At 35.6% G+C, this 23,093-nt stretch carries 23 protein-coding genes; all 23 read right to left on the reverse strand.

What is annotated here, in order from left to right; translation table 11 throughout:
- Positions 1-9: 9 nt before the first annotated feature.
- The 23 genes from JNUCC76_RS07610 to upp all read right to left on the reverse strand — a co-directional run bounded on the left by JNUCC76_RS07610 (position 10) and on the right by upp (position 23,070).
- Positions 10-1,530 carry a collagen-binding domain-containing protein gene (locus JNUCC76_RS07610; protein ID WP_454153843.1) on the reverse strand — a complete coding sequence of 507 codons (1,521 nt, stop codon included), beginning with the start codon at positions 1,528-1,530 and terminating at the stop codon, positions 10-12.
- 379 nt (positions 1,531-1,909) lie between these two features.
- Positions 1,910-2,752 (reverse strand): dTDP-4-dehydrorhamnose reductase, encoded by an 843-nt coding sequence (gene rfbD, locus JNUCC76_RS07615; RefSeq protein WP_454153844.1) that lies wholly within the window; start codon positions 2,750-2,752, stop codon positions 1,910-1,912.
- 49 nt (positions 2,753-2,801) lie between these two features.
- Complete coding sequence (gene rfbB / locus JNUCC76_RS07620; protein ID WP_071952243.1) at positions 2,802-3,839, reverse strand: dTDP-glucose 4,6-dehydratase; 1,038 nt, start codon at positions 3,837-3,839, stop codon at positions 2,802-2,804.
- Between the two features lie 13 nt (positions 3,840-3,852).
- Positions 3,853-4,446: a dTDP-4-dehydrorhamnose 3,5-epimerase family protein gene (locus JNUCC76_RS07625; RefSeq protein ID WP_454153845.1), complete on the reverse strand. Its 594-nt coding sequence runs from the start codon at positions 4,444-4,446 to the stop codon at positions 3,853-3,855.
- Between the two features lie 9 nt (positions 4,447-4,455).
- Entirely contained in the window at positions 4,456-5,331 is an 876-nt protein-coding gene (rfbA, locus tag JNUCC76_RS07630) for a glucose-1-phosphate thymidylyltransferase RfbA (protein WP_454153846.1), read from the reverse strand.
- 56 nt (positions 5,332-5,387) lie between these two features.
- Entirely contained in the window at positions 5,388-6,539 is a 1,152-nt protein-coding gene (locus JNUCC76_RS07635; RefSeq protein WP_454153847.1) for a glycosyltransferase family 2 protein, read from the reverse strand.
- A gap of 398 nt (positions 6,540-6,937) precedes the next feature.
- A complete protein-coding gene (locus tag JNUCC76_RS07640) occupies positions 6,938-8,482 on the reverse strand; it encodes a lipopolysaccharide biosynthesis protein (protein ID WP_454153848.1) in 1,545 nt (514 codons plus the stop codon).
- 1 nt (position 8,483) lies between these two features.
- On the reverse strand, positions 8,484-9,404 hold the full coding sequence (locus JNUCC76_RS07645; RefSeq protein WP_454153849.1) for a glycosyltransferase family 2 protein: 921 nt from the start codon (positions 9,402-9,404) through the stop codon (positions 8,484-8,486).
- A complete protein-coding gene (locus JNUCC76_RS07650) occupies positions 9,394-10,479 on the reverse strand; it encodes a hypothetical protein (RefSeq protein ID WP_454153850.1) in 1,086 nt (361 codons plus the stop codon). Before JNUCC76_RS07650 ends, JNUCC76_RS07645 begins: the two co-directional genes overlap by 11 nt.
- 163 nt (positions 10,480-10,642) lie before the next feature.
- The gene (locus tag JNUCC76_RS07655; protein WP_454153851.1) at positions 10,643-11,629 is read right to left on the reverse strand and encodes a glycosyltransferase; all 987 of its coding nucleotides are present in this window, start codon (positions 11,627-11,629) and stop codon (positions 10,643-10,645) included.
- A gap of 1 nt (position 11,630) precedes the next feature.
- Complete coding sequence (locus JNUCC76_RS07660) at positions 11,631-12,716, reverse strand: glycosyltransferase family 4 protein (protein ID WP_394456049.1); 1,086 nt, start codon at positions 12,714-12,716, stop codon at positions 11,631-11,633.
- 16 nt (positions 12,717-12,732) lie between these two features.
- Positions 12,733-13,596 (reverse strand): glycosyltransferase, encoded by an 864-nt coding sequence (locus JNUCC76_RS07665; protein ID WP_454153852.1) that lies wholly within the window; start codon positions 13,594-13,596, stop codon positions 12,733-12,735.
- Between the two features lies 1 nt (position 13,597).
- Positions 13,598-14,407, reverse strand: a complete 810-nt coding sequence (locus JNUCC76_RS07670) for a LicD family protein (RefSeq protein ID WP_394456045.1) — start codon at positions 14,405-14,407, stop codon at positions 13,598-13,600.
- Entirely contained in the window at positions 14,408-15,103 is a 696-nt protein-coding gene (locus JNUCC76_RS07675; protein WP_454153853.1) for an acyltransferase, read from the reverse strand.
- A 7-nt stretch (positions 15,104-15,110) separates the two neighbouring features.
- Complete coding sequence (locus JNUCC76_RS07680) at positions 15,111-16,052, reverse strand: capsular polysaccharide synthesis protein (RefSeq protein WP_454153854.1); 942 nt, start codon at positions 16,050-16,052, stop codon at positions 15,111-15,113.
- On the reverse strand, positions 16,045-17,226 hold the full coding sequence (gene cps2T, locus JNUCC76_RS07685) for a beta 1-4 rhamnosyltransferase Cps2T (protein ID WP_454153855.1): 1,182 nt from the start codon (positions 17,224-17,226) through the stop codon (positions 16,045-16,047). The genes JNUCC76_RS07680 and cps2T overlap by 8 nt, the downstream gene beginning before the upstream one ends.
- Before the next feature lies 1 nt (position 17,227).
- Positions 17,228-17,833, reverse strand: coding sequence for a sugar transferase (locus JNUCC76_RS07690; protein ID WP_454153856.1), 606 nt, complete (start codon positions 17,831-17,833; stop codon positions 17,228-17,230).
- 34 nt (positions 17,834-17,867) lie between these two features.
- Positions 17,868-18,635, reverse strand: a complete 768-nt coding sequence (locus JNUCC76_RS07695; RefSeq protein ID WP_454153857.1) for a CpsD/CapB family tyrosine-protein kinase — start codon at positions 18,633-18,635, stop codon at positions 17,868-17,870.
- A gap of 16 nt (positions 18,636-18,651) precedes the next feature.
- On the reverse strand, positions 18,652-19,545 hold the full coding sequence (locus tag JNUCC76_RS07700; protein ID WP_454153858.1) for a YveK family protein: 894 nt from the start codon (positions 19,543-19,545) through the stop codon (positions 18,652-18,654).
- A gap of 22 nt (positions 19,546-19,567) precedes the next feature.
- A complete protein-coding gene (locus tag JNUCC76_RS07705) occupies positions 19,568-20,338 on the reverse strand; it encodes a tyrosine-protein phosphatase (protein ID WP_454153859.1) in 771 nt (256 codons plus the stop codon).
- 102 nt (positions 20,339-20,440) lie between these two features.
- Positions 20,441-21,229 carry a type I methionyl aminopeptidase gene (map, locus tag JNUCC76_RS07710; RefSeq protein WP_011680126.1) on the reverse strand — a complete coding sequence of 263 codons (789 nt, stop codon included), beginning with the start codon at positions 21,227-21,229 and terminating at the stop codon, positions 20,441-20,443.
- A gap of 115 nt (positions 21,230-21,344) precedes the next feature.
- On the reverse strand, positions 21,345-22,307 hold the full coding sequence (locus tag JNUCC76_RS07715) for an LCP family protein (RefSeq protein WP_454153860.1): 963 nt from the start codon (positions 22,305-22,307) through the stop codon (positions 21,345-21,347).
- 133 nt (positions 22,308-22,440) lie between these two features.
- A complete protein-coding gene (gene upp / locus JNUCC76_RS07720; RefSeq protein ID WP_002815112.1) occupies positions 22,441-23,070 on the reverse strand; it encodes a uracil phosphoribosyltransferase in 630 nt (209 codons plus the stop codon).
- Between the last annotated feature and the right edge of the window lie 23 nt (positions 23,071-23,093).

The following is a 23,093-nucleotide window of genomic DNA, read 5'->3' on the forward strand; positions in this document are numbered from 1 at the left end:
CCTCCCATATCATGGACCATCAACCAAAGTCCAGTTCAGTGTTGCAGTATAATCGCCAGCCTCTGTCACTGTATCTAAATTAGAAATTTGCATATTGTAAGAGCCATATTGCTTTTTTTCATTGTTATATTTCCAGTCAGATAATAAATTGCCAGTACCATCATCTTTCCATATCCAGTAGTTAATCCTTGCTGATATATTTGTAAAATCCTGTGAAGTCGTTATCAAACTACCTGAACTGTAGTCATTTTTGACTAATTGCCAATGGATTCCATTGGCAACTGAACCATTTTGAGACGTGAGTTGTTGAGTCAAAGCGACATTAATCTTTATTTGTGTGTTCTTTTTACCACTCACTTGAAAGTTTCCTGTCCAGTCACCCACTAAACTGGTTTCACTGCCTAACTTGTGAGAACCAAAGTCAACATCTGGAACAGATATTATTTTTGACGTCGGAGTAATTGATGTTTCGGATGGTACTGGCACATCGCCATAAGAAGCCACTGTGTTTGTATTTGTTCGATTAATTATTTTGCTAGCTACAATATTACCTTGAAAATTGGAAGAAACTAAAGTAAACGTAGCTTTTGGTGCTAAGATTGCATTAATCGCATTACTAGACGAAGGTTTCCACTCTATGTTCCCCGTGTAATTTGAGTTCTGTGCAACATCATAAAAATTAAATAATATATTTTTATTTTCACCATTATTTAAGTTAAGCCAACCAGTAGAAAAGTTAGTTACGCCACTCGTATCAATGGTAATAACTATCTTTTCATTATTTGCAACACCACCGATAGTTAAACTGCCCCAACTACCAAAATCAGTTGCCTTAATAGTCACATACTTGACGCCTTGTTGTACTTTAACATTACTTGCATCAATTTTAAGATTGTTATTTCCACCCGTGGAAACTGTTGTCGAGTTATTAGCAATTGCCTTGGAATTATTTTCTAAACGTGCAAATTCAGAATCAAAATTTAAATACTCACTACCTTGGGTATCTTGTCTCAAGTTGTTAGGTTTTTGGTTTAACTTATAACCATTTAAACTCGGCCTACTGTCATTAATTATCTTATCTTTATAAACAAGAGATGAACCAAGAATTAATGTGTCGCTCTTAAAAGCTGCAGCATTATCACTTGATTCAATGTTTTTCTGAAGATAAGATATGCCACTATTGCCCGTTTGACTGCCCCCACTTGTTTTTAAATTTTGTGTTGCAACATTACCATTAAGGTTATTAGAAATTGAGTCAATATTTTTCGCAAAATAATTAAACCGTCCAGCAATCCCCAAAACGTTGCTATCATTAACGCTTGAAAAATCACTTTTCCAGCTACCTGCTGCTGGTAAAATTGTATTGCTTGTTTCATCAGCTAGTTTTTGTAATTGATATGTATTTGAAGTGTTTTTGAGTTGATATGTAGTTGATAACGATATTTGCCGGGATGGATAATTATTGTTGCATAAACTAATGGCGGCCAAAATTAATATTCCAGCTATAAGTAGCAGTCTTTTTTTTAACATATTTTCCTCCTTTCTGACAAATGCAAACGATTATCATTATATCAGTTACAATTTAAAATGAATATAACAAAAATGTTTTTTTTTTACATGTACCAAATTTCACAATTAAGGGGATGAAAGTGTACACAACCACTTTCCCACCTCAACATCATTTAAATTAGTATATTTACTATTAATTGCACAGGTTGTACAGAATATCTAATAATCAAATTAGAACATACAATTATTCTAATGTAATGATATCCAAGTCGTTTCACTTGACTTATTAGAAAATAGATGTTATTAAATATTTATTTCACAAATAGATTAACGCATAATTTAAATAAAAAAAACCTAATCCTCACATCAGAAAAGGTTTTTCTAAACATCTTTTGCTTCATTAAGACACTATACTATTCAAAAATGATTGCAACGCCTCGCGCCAACTCAAAACCTCAAATCCTGTCGCCTTAGCCTTCTCCAAACTCATCACTGAATGCTTTGGTCGGTATGCTTTTTGTGGAAATTCTGCGCTAGTTACTGGGGCAACTTCAACGTCTGTATCTTTCAAAATTTCCCGAGCAAAGTCAAACCACGTGGCAATGCCGTCGTTAGACAAATGGTAGATACCATAGGCGGCCTTAGCATCTACCAAATGAAGCATAAACTCAGCCAAAGTACGTGTCCAAGTTGGCCGTCCCAGTTGATCGTCCACAACCGTCAACTTGGGGTGCGTGGCTGCCAAGCGTTGCATGGTGTATACGAAGTTATTACCAAACTCGCCAAACACCCAACTTGTGCGAACAATATAGGCATCTGCACCACTTTCAGTAACAGCTAATTCACCGGCTAGTTTAGCTCGTCCGTAGGCGTTTTGAGGGTTAACCGCATCTGACTCGAGGTATTCACCCTCGTTTGTGCCATCAAAAACATAATCTGTTGAAACGGCAACCAACTTCGCCCCGTATAACTTAGCAGCATCAGCAACATTTTTAGTTCCATCAACGTTAACCTGCCAGTTTAACTCGCGCCCGTCATCTTCAGCTAAATCAACTTTTGTATAAGCCGCCGCATGCAGAACAACATCCGGTTGCTCTTGTTCAAACGCCGATAACACAGCCACGCTGTTTGTAATATCGAGCTGTTTTGAATTAAAAGCGACAAAATCTAGTCCACGCTCGCGCAATAACTTTTGTAATTCTTGCCCTAGTTGACCATTAGCGCCTGTAATTAAAAATTTCATTCCAATTCTCCCTCATAGACAAAAAACTCACATGGCGTGAGTTTTAACTTTATTGATTATTCTGTGCGTACTTGGCTTCAACTTCATCTTTTTCAGCTTGCCACCAAGATTGGTTGTCTTTGTACCACTGGATAGTGTCGGCTAAGCCAGTTTCAAAATCAGTGTACTTTGGTGTCCAACCCAACTCTTCACGAATTTTTGTGGCATCAATTGCATAACGCAAATCGTGTCCTGAACGATCTTGGACAAAGTCGAAGTCATCTTCAGCTTTACCCATATCTTTCAAAATAGCGCGCAATACTGTGATGTTATCTTTTTCACCATCAGCACCAACCAAGTATGTTTCGCCAATTTTTCCCTTAGTCAAAATTGCCCAAACTGCAGTCGCATGGTCGTACGTATGAATCCAGTCACGGACGTTTTTACCGTTTCCATACAACTTTGGCTTAATTCCGCTGATAATATTCGTCACCTGACGAGGGATGAACTTTTCAATGTGTTGGTATGGACCATAGTTGTTTGATGTGTTTGAGATAGTAGCTTGCAAGCCAAACGAACGTACCCAAGCACGAACTAACAAATCAGAACTTGCCTTTGTTGATGAATAAGGGCTTGAAGGACGGTATTGTGATTCTGGTGTGAACTTTTCACCGGCACCTTCACCATGTCCTGGTAAATCTTCACGCAATGGCAAGTCGCCATACACTTCGTCAGTTGATACATGGTGGAAACGCTTGTTATACTTGCGTGCTGCTTCAATTAAAGTATATGTACCAATAATGTTTGTCTGCACAAATGGGGATGGGTCTTTTAATGAATTATCGTTATGACTCTCAGCGGCATAGTGGATCACGGCATCGGTTTCAGATACCAATTGATCAACCAATGGCGCATCAGCAATGTCGCCAACCACTAATTTCACACGGTCTTCTGGCAAACCTGCTAAGTTTTCCTTGTTACCAGCATAAGTTAATTTATCTAAAACTGTCACAAAAACATCAGGATGTTCTTCGACAATGTAACGGACAAAGTTCGCCCCGATGAAGCCGGCACCACCCGTTACTAAAATATTCTTATATTCAGTCATGAATGTTCTCCTATTACAATTGCTCTTTTGTTAGTGGTACAACATCTTTTAGCAAAGGATGATTTTTGTCTGCTTCACTTACTTCAGCATTTTCGACATCATGCCATTCAATGCCCAAAGCAGGATCTGCGTAATTCACAAAGGCGTACTTTGGCTTCAAATCTAGTGCCCAGTAGTCATTGACTAAGTATGAGTATGATACCGTTTCACTCAATACTTGGAATCCATTAGCCACACCACGTGGTACATAAATGCCCTTACTAGCATCAATAACCGTTTGGTAAACATGTCCAAACGAATCACCTTCGCGTAGGTCAACCCAAGACCCTAACACACGACCATTATCAGCCACAGAAATGTACTTATCCCATGGTTCAGCATGCAGGCCACGTAGCACACCCTTTCGTGATAAGGACACGTTATTTTGCAACTTGTCCTCTTTAAAGAAAGACTCTGGAAAACCAAGCGGTATCATCTTTTCTTTTTGGAAGTTTTCCTTAAACCAACCACGATTATCACCGTGAACAGGAATATCGAAAGCAATCATCCCCGGAATAGCTGCAATTGGTTGTGCTGCCAATTTTTTTTCAAAAAATTCTTCAGTCATGTAAACGCCTTATTCCCCTTCTTCATCAACAATTCTGAGCAAGTATTGACCGTAATCATTCTTTTTCAATGGTTGTGCCAACTTTTCTAATTGTGCAATGTCGATATACCCCATGCGGTAAGCAATTTCTTCTAATGAAGCAACTTTTAAGTTCTGTTGTTTTTGAATCGTTGCAATGAAGGAAGAAGCTTCGAGGAGTGAATCGTGTGTTCCAGTGTCAAGCCAAGCATAGCCACGTCCCATGACTTGAACATCCAAATCACCACGGTCTAAGTAAGCTTGGTTAATATCAGAAATTTCAATTTCACCACGCTCTGATGGTTTAACATTGGCAGCGATTTCAACGACATCGTTGTCATAGAAATAAAGACCAGTTACGGCGTAATTGGATTTTGGCTGTTCTGGTTTCTCAACAATGGACAAAGCCTTGCCTTTCTTATCAAATTCAACCACACCAAAACGTTCCGGATCCTTAACTTGATAACCAAACACTGTGGCACCAGATGTTTTCAGAGCGGCTTGTTGTAACTTCTCTGATAGCCCTGCGCCATAGAAAATATTGTCACCTAGCACAAGAGCCACAGCGTCATCACCGATAAAGTCAGCACCAACAATGAACGCATCGGCCAAACCGCGAGGCTCTTCTTGAATCGTATATTCGATATTTAAACCAATTTCATGACCATTACCAAATAGTTCTTCAAAGCGCCCAACGTATTCGGGTGTTGAAATTAGCAAAATATCCTTAATACCAGCCAACATCAAAACAGACAATGGATAATAAATCATTGGCTTGTCATAAATTGGCACCAACTGCTTACTTGTTGCCTTGGTGATTGGATAAAGTCTCGTGCCGGAACCTCCGGCTAGGATAATGCCTTTCATTTTTCTCTCCTTATATATGCTAACGCATTTTACATCAAAAAATGGTGTCCATTAACTTAGTTCGAACCAAGCGTCTTTTCTTTCTTCAGAAAGTCAACTGGGATTGCGCATGTTCGTCCGTGAATTGACAAGTTTTTCACTGTCTCACCATTAATGCATTGTGTGTCCTGCGCCAATGATTTCTCACCTGAAAACAATTCTGTCTCTAAGCTCAATAATTCCTCATCGTTCATACCATACTTAATTCCCAGAACCATCCATCGCGATGCTTGGCGAACTTCGCTAATACTTTGTGAATCCATACGCTCATTGATAATTTTTCTCAAACCAGCAATTAGCGTCTCTTTCTCTTGTTCATTTTTTTGAAGCTTAATAATTTCTATCACAGTTGTATATGAGCTATTAAATAGTCGACCTATATACATTGCCTTGAGCTTGGATTGCTGTGCTAAAGACCATTTAGGAGATGCCTCGATAATATTGAATACTTCTGATAAGATGTTGAGATATTTCCAAGGTTCATTGTAGGTATAACTTGAGCTCTTACCCAAATTACCAAAGTCTTCTCGTTGGTTCCAATAATAGTAATCTTTATTTGCTAAGATAGAAATCTTTCTCGAAACAGAGTAGGCTTTCATATTGAAAACCTGATCCTCTTCGACTGGAATGTAACTACTGTCAGGGAATCTAACATCATATTGATTTAACATTGCCCGTCGATACATCTTATGGGGTGCCAATGTACTGAGAACATGGTCCGTTATGATGCTTGCGTCTTTAATGTTCTCACCATTCTTAAAGGGAACCTGTGTGCCGTTGTACATTTTGCCTTCAGCGTATTTGCCAATAATTACATCAGAATCATCACCAGCAAAATTATAAAATGTCAACAATGTATCGTCTGCTAAATTATCATCTTGATCCATAAGCATGATGAATGTCCCACAAGCCTTTGCTATCCCATGATTTCTTGGGATACTTGGATAACCATGATTCTGCTCTTCGACAACTATTCGCAAATGCTTAATTTTAGACTCATACTCCTGAATAACATCTAATGGCTTGGTACTCTTATCGTCAACAATAATTACCTCAAAATCATCTTGGTTCATTGTCTGTCTGACCAGAGAATCGAGTGCTTTTCTGATGTAATTTCCAGCATTGTAGTGTGCTATAACAACTGATACTTTAAATTCATCTTGATTCATTCTCAGTCTCTCCCAAACTTTTGAACTTTTTATTAATGCATATCGGTAACCTACTTGTATAAAGCTGTGCCTAAAATAAAAACTATTACACTCAATAGCATCCACACTTGCTTTCATCTGAAGACACATTAAAAAATGATTTTTTCAAACTAGTCTAATTATTACAAGTATACTAATATAACTGTTACACAATGATTACAAGTTACTTTTATTAAAAAGATTTAGAAAATGTCAAAAAAATTAATCCATCAATATTTTTACTTATTCATTTCGTAAGATTGATCATATTTAAAATTCTTAACTGCATACATAATATTAATACAACGTGCACGTAAATTCGCGATAACATTGCACTGTCAATAATTTATTTGCCATCCTACTACATCACTGATAAGTTTTTAAATTTTAGAGAAAAAAGTATTCAGCATACTAAATACTTTTTTAATCTTTAGAGGCTCGTAATCTTTAGGATAAAAAAAGGTCAGAACACAATGATAAAATAGCATAACAAATATGGCTATGATTGCTGCCACAATTACTGAAAGGAAAAAATTCAACTCTGCTAGATAATCCCCAATTTTTTGGGATAAAACAATTAGTACGCTTCCTGTAATCAAAATATTAATATAAAGACCAACATATTTTTTTTCTGATGCACCGATGCCATTTTTCAAAACAATAAACGGTTCCCACCACGCATTAACCAGTAAATTTGCACCAATGGTACCTAACACCACCGAACCAATCCCTAAACTTGTAAACTTTATCAAAAGCAATGACAATATCAAGTTGGTTCCTGCTTCCCACAAAGACTTGTATCTCATTTCCCAAAAAGTACCATATGCATTCATGAAGTTTAAATTGCTATTTCTTAAACCGCTTATAAAAAATCCTAAGACAATTAACATTGTCAGAAAATAACCGAGCTCATATTTAGCCCCAATCCATAATTGAATAAAGCTGGGAAATAACATAGCTAACATTAACGAAATGCTAAATACTATATATGCATTTACTTGAGTATATTTATAAAAAAGCTCCAATTGCTCTCTTTTACTCTTTTCAATTTTAAAATTCCCTATTGAGGGCGTAATCGCATTAACAAGCTGTCCAATAACAGCGTTAACTCCATTCAGTACCAAAGTATAATTAGAATATTTTCCAACAGCTGCAAGACCAATGAAAGCTGAAATGATAACATTGTCTGTACCAAAAACCACTACGCCCCCAATTTTAGAAGAAATCATTCCGATAATATTCTTTTTTAAATAAGAAAGCACTTTTGAATCGACTTTATCTATATTTTTGTCCATTAAGTATGGAAATTTTTTATTAGCAAGCCTTGATATTTGAAAGTTACTTAAAAATGTGAACACTATTTGAACACATAAATAAATATAATACGATGGTGTTAAAAACAAAAATAAAATTTGTAATACTTGCATTAATACATTAAACACCATTTGATTCAATGTGTTAATATAGCCAAGCTGACTAGCAATGAAAATAGAGCGCTTGTAACTCCATAAATAAGACAATGCTGAATTACAAAGATACAAAGCAAAAGCAATAAACACATTGCCTACATTCGAATTTCCCGCTATCATGTTGAGTAGAAAAGGCATTATTATCAGGCCACCAACTACAATAATAATGGCTATAATGTGAAATGCTTTTCTGTACAATCCCATCAACGCTTTTATTTGGGATATATTCTGGCTAGCCAGAGGGCGATACAATGCAAAAGTTATTGCTGATCCTATTCCAAGTTCTGAAAAAGCTAAAATATTTAATAAATTGACAAAAAGACCATTTAAGCCTAAAAATTGTTCACCTAGTATTCTTATAAAGAAAGTACGAGATACAAAATTTAAGATCAAACTTACTACTTGTGCTATTGTGGCTACACTTGAATTCATGATGGCAGCTCTTGTTCTTGTCATATTATTCATTTTTCTGCCTCAACTTAAATTTAACTATACTAAGCAGCCAAATTGGGTTAATAAAAAGCAATTTGATCTTATTAACGTGTGCATATAGTTCATCAAAGATAGTAGCTGCCTCTTTTTTAAAATCAATATCATCAACCTTTTGAATAAAATTTTTTAAAAAAACTAGTGTATCTAAACTAACTATCTCTACAGACTTACTTTTCTGCATTGTTTTTAAATCCACTATCAAATTAATTTCATCCTTAGCTCCAACTATTCGTTTGGGATCAAAAGTGGATTTAGTATTTCCTTTCCGAATTTCACGATAATTGTATTGATGCTTTTCATTGACAACAACTACTTCATAATCATTTATAACGTGTAGTATTTGTCTGAAAAATTCAATTTCTTCATGAACTTGTCCCTCAGGAAATCGTACTTTTTCTAATGTATTTGCCCTAAAAAGTTTATTCCATACTACAGTTCCAATAATTCCAGAGAACATCATAGAGAAAAAATCATCCACAGTAATTTTCTTGGAAATCGAACGCTTTTTATATTTAGTAGATGGAAATAAGTACGAAGCTATTAGAGTATCCTCATCAAAAGCATTGATTAAATTTTTTAAAAAGTTTTTCTCTAAACTATCATCAGGATCAACAAACGAAATAAATTCACCTTTCACCTTACTTAGGCCTATGTTTCTAGCGTGTGATTGACCATTATTTTTAGTCTTAATGTATTCAAAACGAGAATCCTTTCTAGCATAGGACTCTGCTATCAATTCAGAACGATCAGTTGATCCATCATCAATCATTATTACTTCAAAATTTTGATACGTTTGATGTGCTATTGAATCTAAGGATGCTTTCAAATACGGATCAACATTAAATATAGGCACAATAAAACTTACTTTAGAATTTTCAACTGACAATTTTCATATCCTCCAATAAACCAAACCCTCTATTTGAGTTACATAATAGGTTCGATAATACTGCAACGCCCAAAAAGAATGTGATGTAGTTGTTTGAAATTCCAAATATTCCAAATAAAACTAGTATATTGGTAAGCGATGAGTGAACGGTGTTTTTGTTAAAGGCAGATTTATATATAAGCAAGTAAACTACAAAAATAAACAAAATACCACCTTCAAAAAACAATGCCCATAACTGATTATCCAAAGCTAAAGCCGTAAAGTTTTTATACGAAGAATCATATTGGAAACCATGTCCAAAAATAATTCCTTGCCAATCATTAACATAATAATTTTGGAAATAGATTAAACCGGTGTATCTAATTCTAAATGTTGCAAAAAAATCCGATTGAAAATATGAGCTGTTCTGTAACAACACAGCAAATAGTCCGCTTAAGAATTGAGCAAAAATACCACCAAAAAAAATATAAAATTTTATTACTTGTGGAATGTATTTCAAAGCAATAACTAGTAAATAAAGAATGTATACATTTTTCGTTAAACTTGTTACTGTTGCAAGCGTAAACAATAATAACAACAATGCTCTTGATAATTTATTAATTTTTAAATTTTCATACCAAAGAACGGAAAAACCCAACACCATTATTGTTCCAAACGTCATTCCGCTACTAAAGAACCCAAACCCTCGCAAAGTGCCACTTGAACCAAAAATCCACATGTTCGAATTCAGTCTGATGGTTGATTCATATAAAGATGATGCACTGGATAGAAGAACATTTTGTGAGAAATACTGAAATATTCCAACAAAAGCATTAATTGTTGCAAAACAAATTATTCCCCAGAATATTCCTTGATCAGAAACCATAGAATTACTTTTATTAAAAATCAATAATAGAATTAAAATAATAAGCAATATATATCCTGATATTCTCCACATGAGAGGTTGCCCAGAAATAACGGAAATTTTATAAAAACTAGTCAATATCAATATACCAATAAACAAATAAAAAATATTAACTGTTTTTTCAACATTAACTACTATCAAAAATAATGTCATAAAAACAATTGTAAACATTAACATATTTGAAATCATGGATGATGCAGGTATGTGTAAAGAACTTAGTATTCTCCCTAAGGTTCCTGGAACCAAAAAAAGCATTATTAAGCTGCTATACACGAATGAACCTACGGATTTTAAATTCATGAACTTATTTATTCCTCTGTTTAGATTCCACTGGTTAACGACCAATTTCAAATTGACCCAAGTGTTTTTTTCTTCCCATGTGGACTACTTTAATAATTTTACTAAATTGTTTAATTCCTTTTTTATTCTTGGGCATACGTCTTAGTATATTAATAATCCATGCATAATAATTTAAGTTACTCAAGAAACGATTTTTTTGCATAATATATTTTGCCAAATATGCTTCATTTCTGTATGCGTATAGAGCCCGATAATTTTCTTCCATGCCTTCAAAAAAAGCATCATGAACGTTACTCTTTTTGGAATTATACCAAGATCCAGCAATATCTCTTATATTAGCATCAAAAGTTTGTAATATGTGAATTCCAGATTCTGCAATTCTAAATGTATACTCAATGTCATCAGAATATAAATACATCTCTTCATTTGGAAATCCCACTGTATTGATAACAGATAAACCGATTAAAAGTCCCGAGTAAGGAGCAAATGGCATATTTTTTATACATTTATAATTTCTTTTAATTTGATATCGATTTTTCTCAAAAATATTGGTTATAGAAAACCTATAAAATGAATTATAATAATACTTCACTGAATAATCAAAAGATTTATTGTCTGGCTCGGGTAATTCATCAATTTGCAATCTATTCAGACTCCAAATGTGTTCATGCTGGTGATTAAATGTGTTTTCAAGATAATCTATTTTATCTAGGGCATCAAGCTCTGCATAGCTATCATCGTCCAGAATGAGTAAGCGATCTTCGTCATTTTTTGAATATTTAACAACTTCCCTAATTCCTCTACCAAATCCACCAGCAGAACCTGTATTTTCTTTCAATGTGATTAAGAAAACTTTAGTAGAGAATATCTCTGGTATTTCTCTTCCTAGGTCATATGTACTACCATTATCAACGATGAACACATAATCAATTTTACTGTTATTCAAAGTTTTGTTTAAAACTTCAGTTAATTGCACTTTATGATCCCCATATGTAACTATGAGAGCAAACGTTTTAGCCATCTTACCTCTCTTTCTTTGCTACTTTTTGTAATACACTCTCAAAAGTAGACGCACTAGAATCAAATGTTAATTTTTCAACCAAATTTTTGCCGTTCTCAGCAAGCATAATTCTTTCCTTATTATTTTGAAACATATAAATAATACTGTTAGCTAGCTCTTTATAATCCCCAACGTTATTTAAAAGTGCGGTTTCATTTTCAATACCAAAATCATTTACTCCACCATTTTTAGTTGAAACTAACGCTGCTCCACAAGCCATTGCTTCTGTGGCAACAAGTCCCCATCCTTCTAATATACTAGTAAATAAAAAAACGGATGATTGGTTATAAACTTTTTCTCTAAGTGTATCTTGATTAGCTCGTAAGATATACTTTACATAGCTTGGTAAATTACTTGGTTCTTGGAAATTTCCAAACATTAGAACTTGCAAATCTGGGAAAGCATTATGAACTAACTCTAGTGCCTTTAAACCCGTTTTTGTATCCTTATATTTATTGGGATGGTTAATTAAACTCACTACATGCTTTCTATTACTGATTGGATTACTAACATAGAAATCTTCAGTGCGCACATAGTTCTTCACAAGAATAACATTATTATCATATTCGGTAACCAAATCATACAACCAAGAAGCAACAACAATTTTTTGAACTGGGAGAGACCATGCTTCTCGAATAATTTTTTCAACATTATATACTTTTTCATCATGCTGTATCATATAAACAACTTTATTTAAGTTATAATTCGATTCCGCTATATGTAAAGCAATCCCATAATCAAAAGCAATTACAACATCACTATTTTGATACCTACTTTTATTAAAATTATATTTTGCCTTCAGCGCAATATTTCTATGTAAGCCAAACCAACTAACTCGCTGTTGATTTTTAGACTTTCTGAAGAAGTCAATATAATGTACTAACTTCTTTATTACATTGTGTTTACGTAACTTATATGGAACATCAGCAAGAAAAACAATTTCAACATTATGGCCTTTTGAAATCAAATAGTTTGCATAATCATATATAATTTTACGTCCTCCCGATGGTGTGTCATCATGAAAACGCATAATAATAGAAATATTCATTTTATTATCCTTTATATTATTTAAACAAATCTATAAATCGCTGTGTTGACTTAATCATATTTATTAACTGAAACTCTTGTTGTGCTTTAGCATTTTTAAACGACTGTCTAGTCGATGTATTTTGATGATGATAAACCAACATACTTGGGTCATATTTAGCAATCATATTGAGCTCTTTCATTTTCCTATCAAGGATTTCCGTTTCAAAATAAAAGAAAGTTTTTTCATCAAAAGGAGTCATCATTTTACCAAAAAATTGTTTAGAAAAAACTAACAATGAACCATGTAAAACAACATTCAGCTGAATAGTATCTGTTTTTATACTAGTTGCTTTCCTTTTTTGTATAACAAATTTTCGTAGCCTACTAACTCTTTTTAAATTTGCTCGAAAACTAAATAACAAATTATTCTGGTTTAATAACCTTCTTGAGTTGTTATTAATTTTCTGTACTTGTTCTATTGTATAAGAATTGCTTTGTTTAGGATTTTGGTGTATTCCAGTTTCAGGAACAAATATATCCGGACCCAGTATATCAAAATTCTTTTTTTGAAATGATTCTTGCAATAATTCTGAAAAATTATTTTGTTTAAATTCAATATCATTGTTAGCAAGAATAATAAAATCAGGTGAATATTTTTCTAACGCGTATCTAATGCCTAAATTATTTCCTTTAGCATAACCAGTATTATTGTTACTTAATATCACATCAACATTTTTGTTGTTTAAGAACAATTCTTCTAACTTTTTTCCAGATCCATTTGGAGAAGCATTGTCAACAATGACCACCCTGTTTTTCCCACTAAGATCATTTATAATATGCATTGTTTCTGCAGCAGTTTCATCGAAAGATTGATAATGTAAAATAACAAAAACAAACATATTATTTCACCTCTATATGTGATTTCTTATGATTTGGCTCTTCAGTAGCGTAGTTTTTTCCATATAATTGCTTTAAATACTCGTCATATCTATTTGGTACCAAAAATTCTGTATCTTCAAACGGGATAGAAACACCATTTCCAAAATAATTTTCTGGAAACATCTCTTTATCAAAAAGCGATCCAGTAATTGTCCCTACCCATTTTGCCCCGTCTAATTTATTTTTTCTGTAAACAGTGTCTAGTTTGTCATATATCTTATTTTGTGTATAAAAATGTTTAACACCTAATTTACCTAGTAAATCAATAGCGAATTGCTTTTTTTTAGAATGTATCACAATAGTATCTTTTACATCTCTTGTGAACACCGCACCCATGCCTCTCAAAAACATGACATGGTATTTATACCACTTACGTCCTATAGTGGTATTCGGCACGCCATCTAAAGGTAATATATCAATAATAGAGAAACCTAAGTGATTATTTGTAGGCAGTGCCTCTTGCTTACGATAATTCTCTTTTACCAAAATTCTTGGAAAGTATGCATGTATCTCGTCACCTTTACGATAATTTGCTAACCAAAACCGTTCTGACCAATCATCCTTTAGCGCTTCCATTAATTTTTCAAATTGTCCTCTGGGAACAGCAATGTCCATATCATCATCCCAAGGAATAAAACCCTTGTATTTAACTGCCCCCATTACAGAGCCACCACGCAAGAAAAATTTAATATCATTTTTTTCTGCAATGGCTTTAATTTCTTTTAAGGCGTCAAGTTCAAGTCGCTGTATTTTCGATAAGTTATTGTTCATCTACTTTCTTTCCTTAATAAATTTTGCGGGAACACCACCATAAATCCCAAATTCAGTGGTATCTTTTGTTACAACTGAACCAGCAGCTATAACTGAACCTCTTTTAATAGTAACACCAGCCAACACCGTTACCTTGGCTCCAATCCAAACATCATCTTCGATAATCACATTTTTCCTCGTTACGCCTTGCATTCTAATTGGATTCACTCTATCACTAACATTATGATTTTCAGAATGTAACGAGAAATATGGTCCTATAATGACATCGTCACCAATAATAATGTTTCCTCTAACACTAATCAGGCTATTTGCCGCAATGCCTACATTATTTCCTATTGTTATCTCATTACCCAAGTCAGTCATAACGCCAAACCCTTCAATAAACGATCGCTCGCCTAAAGAAAAATTATCCCCAATACTTACAATTTTTTTTACATTAGCGTTAATACCACTATAATCTGATAGTGTAACACCTTTCCCAATCTTAATTTTTCTCTTGCCAGTCAAAGAAACTTTTCTACCTCTAAAAAATAGATGCCCCGACTCTAGCAAAAAGGGCTGAGTTAAAATTCCCCTCAACAACATGCTCGTACGTTTCGACAAGATACCCAAAAAAGCAAACAATGTCAAATTATTATCAATAACATATGGTGTTCCCTTTAACTTAGTAATAATTCTTTCAATTCCTTTAATCATTTATTATTCACCGTTTCATTAAATACCAATATGTCGTTCCTTTATCGTCTGATATGTTCTTATATGTTAATTTTTGAAGGGGAAAATCGTGTAATATTTCTTCAGTTAAAGCCTCACTATTTTTTTCATTAAGCAAGTACATCAACTGAAGTGGTATTGAATTTGATATTTTCTTAATTTTTTTTAATTCCTCACCATGAAACTCATAAACCAAATGCCAAATAATATGAAACAAGAAGTAATCAATGGCAAAATTATGATGCCTCCAGTAAGTATAGAGAATTTCTCGTACTCGAAGTAGAGTGGGTTCGTTTGATCTTGTATGAATAAACCAGTTTGATAGCCAAATGCTGTTACCCATTTGTCCCGGGCGCAAATTTTGAAAAAAAAAGGTTTGATTACTATCCAAAATATTTTGTAAAGCATCAAAATTTTTGTCCAACATTATAGTAGCGTCAAACCACGTGCCACCATTTTGGATTAAAAGTTCCATGCGTACAATATCAGAGAAATGAGGGTTAGAGATTGCACCCAATTTCCACTTGTTAACAATATCAGAAGGAACACTAACATAATCCTGAAAATTACTAGCATCCAATATTACCACTCTTTGCTCAGGCAAGGATTGCTTAACACTTTTTACAGCTTTTTTAACGAGACAAGGGGCGTTCTCCAAACCCTGTAACCACATAATCCAAATAGTATTATTAACTACACCACTTCGAACTTCTAAATCCTTTTTTAGTTCAGACGAATATTTACGTCTCAACTTATTTTTGACTTTCAGCATTTTGTTCATCTGGATAAGTTCTAAAGCTGTTTTACTTTTTCCAAGAGTCAATATATTGGTAAAAGTATTTATAATCATTCCGGATGCAATAAATTGTCGAGATTGATTGACAATCCCTTTTTGTTTAATTTTTTCTAATGTAGAAATTTTTCTATTCATTTTTTTCTAATAGTAGTTTTTCATATTCAGATGTTATTAATTCCCAACTGAATAATTTTCCAACTCTTTCTTTAGCAATAATTGATTGTTGCTCAATCCGTTCAGCTGACATATTTAATGCAGTATGAATTGTATCACACAACGCACCATCCTCTTTTGTCCAATACAAGGATGATTGATCCGCCACCTCACGATTGAAATCCACATCAATTAATAGATTTAATTTTGTGGTGGCCATAGCTTCTAACAAACTTGGATTGGTCCCGCCGACCTCATGTCCATGAAAATATGCAAATGCATTTTCACGAATATACTTTAGTAATTCTTGATTATAAACTGTTCCAACAAATTTAATACGTTTATCCTGATCAAAGTGCGTTTTCTTCAGTAAAGAATTATAAAATTTATTATGTTCAACATTCGTAATCAAAACAAAATCTTTTTCTGTATCGGAAGCCATAAATTCACGAATCATAGTTTCATAGTTATTTTCTGGCACAAACCTACCGACTACCAAAAAGTATTCATTTTCACGAACACTTTTTGACCCATACCATTCTTTCACTATTTTATCTTCACTCCGTAGTTGGGAAGTTTGCACATCTGTGCCGTAAGCTAAATAAGTGGTTTTAGGATCGAACCGTTTATAGTCTTCTTGAATGTAACGTTCAATAGCAGGATTATCACACACCACTAAGTCAGCATGTTTAACCATGCCTTTTTCAGATACTTTCCAGTATTTTCTAACTGGTAACGGCCATTTGGCGCGCTTCCACTCGTGCCCGTCTGGATTAATTAAATATGTACCGCCAAGCGCATGAATTTGCTTGACATACTTCCCCATGAAAGGTCCAATGCGTGCCGCTAAAATGTAAAATATTGGAGCCTTTGCTTCAATATCTTTAGCATTTTTAATTGCCCACTGGAGCGCTTTTATATCGTATGCTATCGCTTGTGCTGGACCAATGTTAGGAACATCAATTGAAAAAATTTCCGCACCATTATATTCAAAAACATCGTTTTCTTGACTTAGTTCGGTATTATCTCGGCGAGAAGCTACATGATACTTAATATCAGGTGATTTTTGACCCGCAGTTAATTTCTCAACAAACGTTTCATAGCCACCGTATCTCGCCGGTATGCCTTTAGAACCAATAATATAAATATGCTGCATTTTAATAAGCTCCATTCTTTTCGCTTGGGAATATCAACAGAACTGTTTTACACAAAATCACAATATCTCCCCAAAGACTTCGATTAGCAATATACTTTAAATCCAAGTCAATCATCGTATCAAAATCGACATTGCTTCGACCATTGACCTGCCATAACCCAGTAATACCTGGCTTAACATTAAGCCTAAGCATTGCCCGTTTGGGATAATTTTCAACTTCTTCCCGAAGTGCTGGACGTGGGCCGACCAAAGACATATCACCTTTTAATACGTTCCAAAATTGAGGTAATTCATCCAACGAATGTCTACGAATGAATTTCCCTATCTTCGTTACTCGTGGATCTTCCTTCATTTTAAACATACCATCCACGTCACTTTGTTCTAGTAGCTTTTGACGAATTTCCTCCGCATTAGTGATCATTGAGCGGATTTTCCACATCATGAATGATTTACCACATTTACCAATTCGTTCTTGCTTAAAAAAAATAGGGCCACCATCCTTTTTAACTTGAACAGCAATCAAAATTACAGGGACTACTGAAACAAGTAATCCAAGCAATGACCCAATGATATCCAATATTCGAATTAATATATTTTGAACTCTCAATCTATTCTCTCCTCCACCCTATAACTAACTTAAGTTACTTAGTCTTGGTTTCCCCATAACCATAGCCGTAACCATAGCCGTAACCAGCACTGCCCTTCTTTTTACGACTCTGATCATTATAAATAAATCCAAGTACTGGTGCTTCAGCAATCTTCAAAATTTCGTGTGTTCGCTGTATGGCACCTTTATTTGTTTTCCCACCATTAACAACAATAGCCACACCATCCATTTTCGACATCAACACTTGTGCATCCGTAACCATCAAGAATGGCGGTACATCAAAAATAATCATATCGTAGTGTGTTTTTAGCTGGGTAATTAAATTTGTCATGCGGCCTGATCCCAGGAGCTCCGCAGGATTGGGTGGTATTGGCCCTGATGGCATGACGTTGAGGTTATCCATGGACGTACGGTGAATAATTGACCCAACCTCTTTCTCTGAATCGCCAAGATAATTCGTTAGTCCACTGGCATTTTTATTCAATCCAAACGTCACAGCTACCGTAGGACGGCGCAAGTCGGCATCGACTAGCAAGACGTTTTTACCTTGTTGCGCGTAAGCAACAGCTAGGTTAGCAGTTACCGTTGATTTACCTTCTGAAGGTAGTGCCGAAGAAATCAATAGCGTTTTGATCTCACCTTTCGCCACTGAAGCGAATTCGATATTCGTACGTAAGGTACGGAATTGTTCTGACACAGGATTTTTTGGTTCTGCTGCGGTAATTAAGCGAGCACCTTTGGTCATTGTCTCAACAGACAGACCATCTTTACCAACAGCTCGTCCTTTATTAAAAAAACTCATTCTGCTCTCCTAATCTTTAATCGCGATCCAAACGGCTCAAACGTGACCGTGGTGTTTTATGACTCTCTGAGTTAGCAATCTCTACCTTGGGTGACATACTGAAATGCTTAATTGGCTTAACATGACCAATAATACCAAGGTTCGTCATGCCAAATGCTTCCGAGATTTCATCAGGTGACTTAATGGTTGTATCAGATAATTCCTTAACAAGCATATACAAGAATGTTAATCCACCAAGCACAACCAATCCTGCCAAAGTAAACAACTTAACATTTGGTGCAACCGGTTGTTTATCAGCTTTCGCTGCATCGACAATCGAGACGTTATTAATTTTCATAAAGCCACCAATTTTATCTTTAAACGCATCGGCAACTTCATTAGCCACATCAGCAGCTAGCTTAGGATTTTTGGCTTTGACATTAATTGAGAAAACTTGTGAATTAGTTTGGTTACTGATTGAAATCATACTTTTTAGTTCTTCGACGCTTAGATTATATTTTGTCTTCGTTGAAGGCTTTGTAATTCTTTTTTTAGCTGGTGTTACCAATCGACGTGTCCCATCAGCTAAGGTTTCATACACAGCATCTTTTGCCTCTTGTACAACAATTGGTGCCGGATTTTTTAATTCTTTTGATACTGCTCCTAGAACATTGCTAGAAATAATCAAATTCTTATATGTATTAATCAGCTGTACGTCGGCCTGTTGATCCGACAAGTTAGCAGTAGCGGTACTCGTGTCATCAGCTGACCGGTTAACCAACATGCTTGTTGATGCACTGTAGGTAGGTGCAATGACAAACTTAGCAATGCCAAACCCAGCAGCTGCACCAATGATTGCCATCACAACAATTGAAAAGAAGTGTTTTCGAATAATCTGCCATAATTGACGTAGTTCAAGAACATTATTCATAGTTCATTAATCTCTCTATTCTTTAAAATTTACTAAAAAACTTACGTTTAACAATTGGTTCTGGAACCAAGCTTGTAACATTATCACCATCAAGTATTGCTTCAGCGTTAGTCTCAAACAATTCTTGATAGTCCCGCCCCAGTTGTTTCTCTAATTTTGCCATGGCCTCAGCCATCTCATAATCACGATTCGGCAAGTCATGCGCATCAGAGACAAAAACATGAGCCAAGTTATGCTTAATAATTTCTTCGGTAAACTTCTCGACTTTTTTACCAAAGGTACCTACATAGGAACTTGCTGTCACCTGCGCCACCGCACCTGCTTCAATCAAATCAAACAAAATACTTGGTGTAGACATTATTTTAGTATTTCGCTCAGGATGAGCAATTTCTACAGTGATACCACGCTGCATGATTTGAAAAATCATATCTTTGCTATATGTAGGAACATCATCATCTGGAAATTCCAGTAGAAGATAGCGGTTACTTTCATCAGCAAACAAAATATCATCATCATCCAAAGCCTGCAATAAGCCGCCATTGATACGTACCTCCTGCGAAGGAAATACTTGGAGTCCAATATTATTCTTATCTAGGTGTTTTTGGAATTCTGATGTTAGTCTGATGACATCATCTTTATGATTCACGTAATGACCATTCATATGATGAGGCGTCATTAAAGCAGCTTTAATCCCACTATCTACAGCTTCCTTGGCCATACGCATCGAAGCCCGCAGAGACTTGGACCCATCATCTATGTTTGGTAATAAGTGACTATGTAAATCTATCAGCATATTTCTCTCCCATAATAAAAAAGGGATTGCCCGAAAAAAGAGCAAAATCCCCTGTCCCCATTATTCAACTGTAGCATACAAAACATTACATAAAAATGACAATTATGAGTAACGTTTATCATACTCTGGATCCTGACTTGTCAAAATCTTCGGACCATCTTTTGTAATTGCTAATGTATGTTCGTATTGTGCCGACCATGAACCATCTGCTGTTCGTACTGTCCAGCCATCGGCTTCTGTATGGTCAGTTTCAACCTTCCAGCCACCTAAGTTAATCATTGGCTCGATGGTAATGACCATCCCCTCACGCAAACGCACACCGTGACCTGGCTTACCATAGTGCGGTACATTTGGTTCTTCATGCATTGTTGGTCCAACACCGTGACCAATATACTCACGCACATCACCGTAATGATGTTCAACTTCAGTGTACTGCTCAATGGCATTTCCAATATCACCAACACGATTTCCAATAATCGCTTGATCAATACCCAAATACATGGCTTTTTTAGTTACATCCATGAGCTTTTGTACCTCTGGTGTTACCTCGCCAACAGCATAAGACCATGCTGAATCAGAAACGGCACCATTCAAGCCAACTACTGTGTCAACCTTCACCAAATCACCGTTCTTCAGCTTTAGTCCCTTACGTGGCAGACCATGCGCCACTTCATCATTTATGCTGATGGTCGTAGCATATTTGAATCCTTCAAAGCCAATCTGCAAAGGCACACCACCATGGCTTTCAATATACTCCCGCGACTTTGTTTCAATTTCCCATGTATCAATACCTGGTTCAATGAGATCACGCAACATATGGTGCATACCAGCGATGATAGCACCAGATTGCCGCATAGCTTCAATTTCTCTAGGTGATTTTAACTGTATCATTAGTTACTTCTTTCATTTTCAATTTCTATTTCATTATACATATAATAATACCAAATAAAAAGTCCTCGGAAACTACGAGGAGTTTTCAAGGACAATCCTAAAATTTACTTAACTTTTATTGTGCCATTTGGGTTGTAATTGCCTGATGGACACGATCAATTTCTGTTTGGCTCATAACTTCTGTTGACCCTAATCCAGAAATACTTTGCGTGGTGCCTTTTAACTGATCCTGCTTAACCGTACCAAATGCATCACGATAGCTCAACGCCAAGTTTTTCATGGACTTGGTTGAAACATCGGTTTGCACATTGTTAGAGACGGTGGTCAAGAAAGAATCGTTGAACACGGTACCAACTTGGGCTGAATTCTTCAAAATGGCTTTGATGACCAATTGTTGACGCATTTGACGACCGTAATCACCATTAGGATCTTCGTGTCGCATACGTGCAAAGGCTAAGGCTTCTTCACCATCCATATGATACGTTTTACCCGCTACGAATGAATACTGGTTCTTAGAGTCAGCTTGCGTGTCATCACCTTCAGTCGTGAATGTGAGTGGTGATGTGACATCAACACCGCCAACTGCGTCGACCATTTTAACTAAGCCACCCATGTTAATCAAAATATAACCACCATTGATGTCAATATTGAGCAAGTCTTCAACAGCCTGTGTTGCTGAAGCAGCTGATCCATAGGCATAGGCAGCATTAATTTTCATTTGTTGTCCGCTAACTGTTACCAATGTATCACGCGGGATTGATGTCATTGTAGTTGTTTTGGTTTTAGGATTGATTGTCATAACAATCATGGTATCCGTACGCCCTTTATACGAGCGACCAAGCTCGCCTGTATCAGTCCCTAAAAGAAGATATGAAACTGGCCTTTTACTATTCGTAATTTTATCAGCGGACTTTGTCGTTGTTGACGTCTTTTGCATCTTTGTAATTGTGTGGTTAACTTTAGTATATGCATAGGCACCTAGACCAAGTCCAACAACTAACAATAGTCCGATAATTGTCAGAATAGTATTGCGCACTCTATGATGCTTTTTAGGACGAATCTGAGACCGTCGTTTCATAATCAAATGCTCCTTTTAGCTTTGTTACATAATCGCTGTTTATTGTATCATAATAGCTTGCCATTTGCTTAGGTTCCGTCACGAAACCAATAAAAAAAGCCCGTCTTTGCAGACAGACTACGACACTATTGGCTTACATTGTACCAAACAAACGATCACCGGCATCGCCAAGTCCCGGCACGATATAGCCATGTTCGTTTAAGCCTTCATCAAGAGAACCCGTATAAAGGTCGACATCTGGATGGGCTTCTTGCACTGCCTTAACACCTTCCGGTGCTGAAACAAGTGTAATCAACTTAATGTGCTTTGCACCACGCTTCTTTAATGCTGAAATGGCATCTTTTGCTGATCCACCAGTAGCCAACATTGGATCAACTAACAAGACATCACGTTGGTCAATATCTTCTGGTAACTTGATAAAATACTCAACTGGTTCAAGCGTTTCTTCATCACGATACATACCAATATGCCCAATTTTAGCCGCTGGAATCAGTTGCACGATACCATCAACCATACCTAATCCGGCACGTAAGATTGGCACAACAGCAAGTTTTTTACCAGCCAGTTGTTTTTTGATCGTCTTAGTAACTGGTGTCTCCACTTCAACGTCTTCCAATTGAAGATCACGACTTGCTTCATACGTCATTAGCATCGCAATTTCATCAACTAATGCACGAAAATCTTTGGTCCCAACATTCTTATTACGAATCATTGTAAGTTTATGTTGGATCAAAGGATGATCCATTACAACAAATTTTCCCATGATATTTTCGAATGCACACCACT

The sequence above is a fragment of the Leuconostoc sp. JNUCC 76 genome (genome assembly GCF_053667755.1).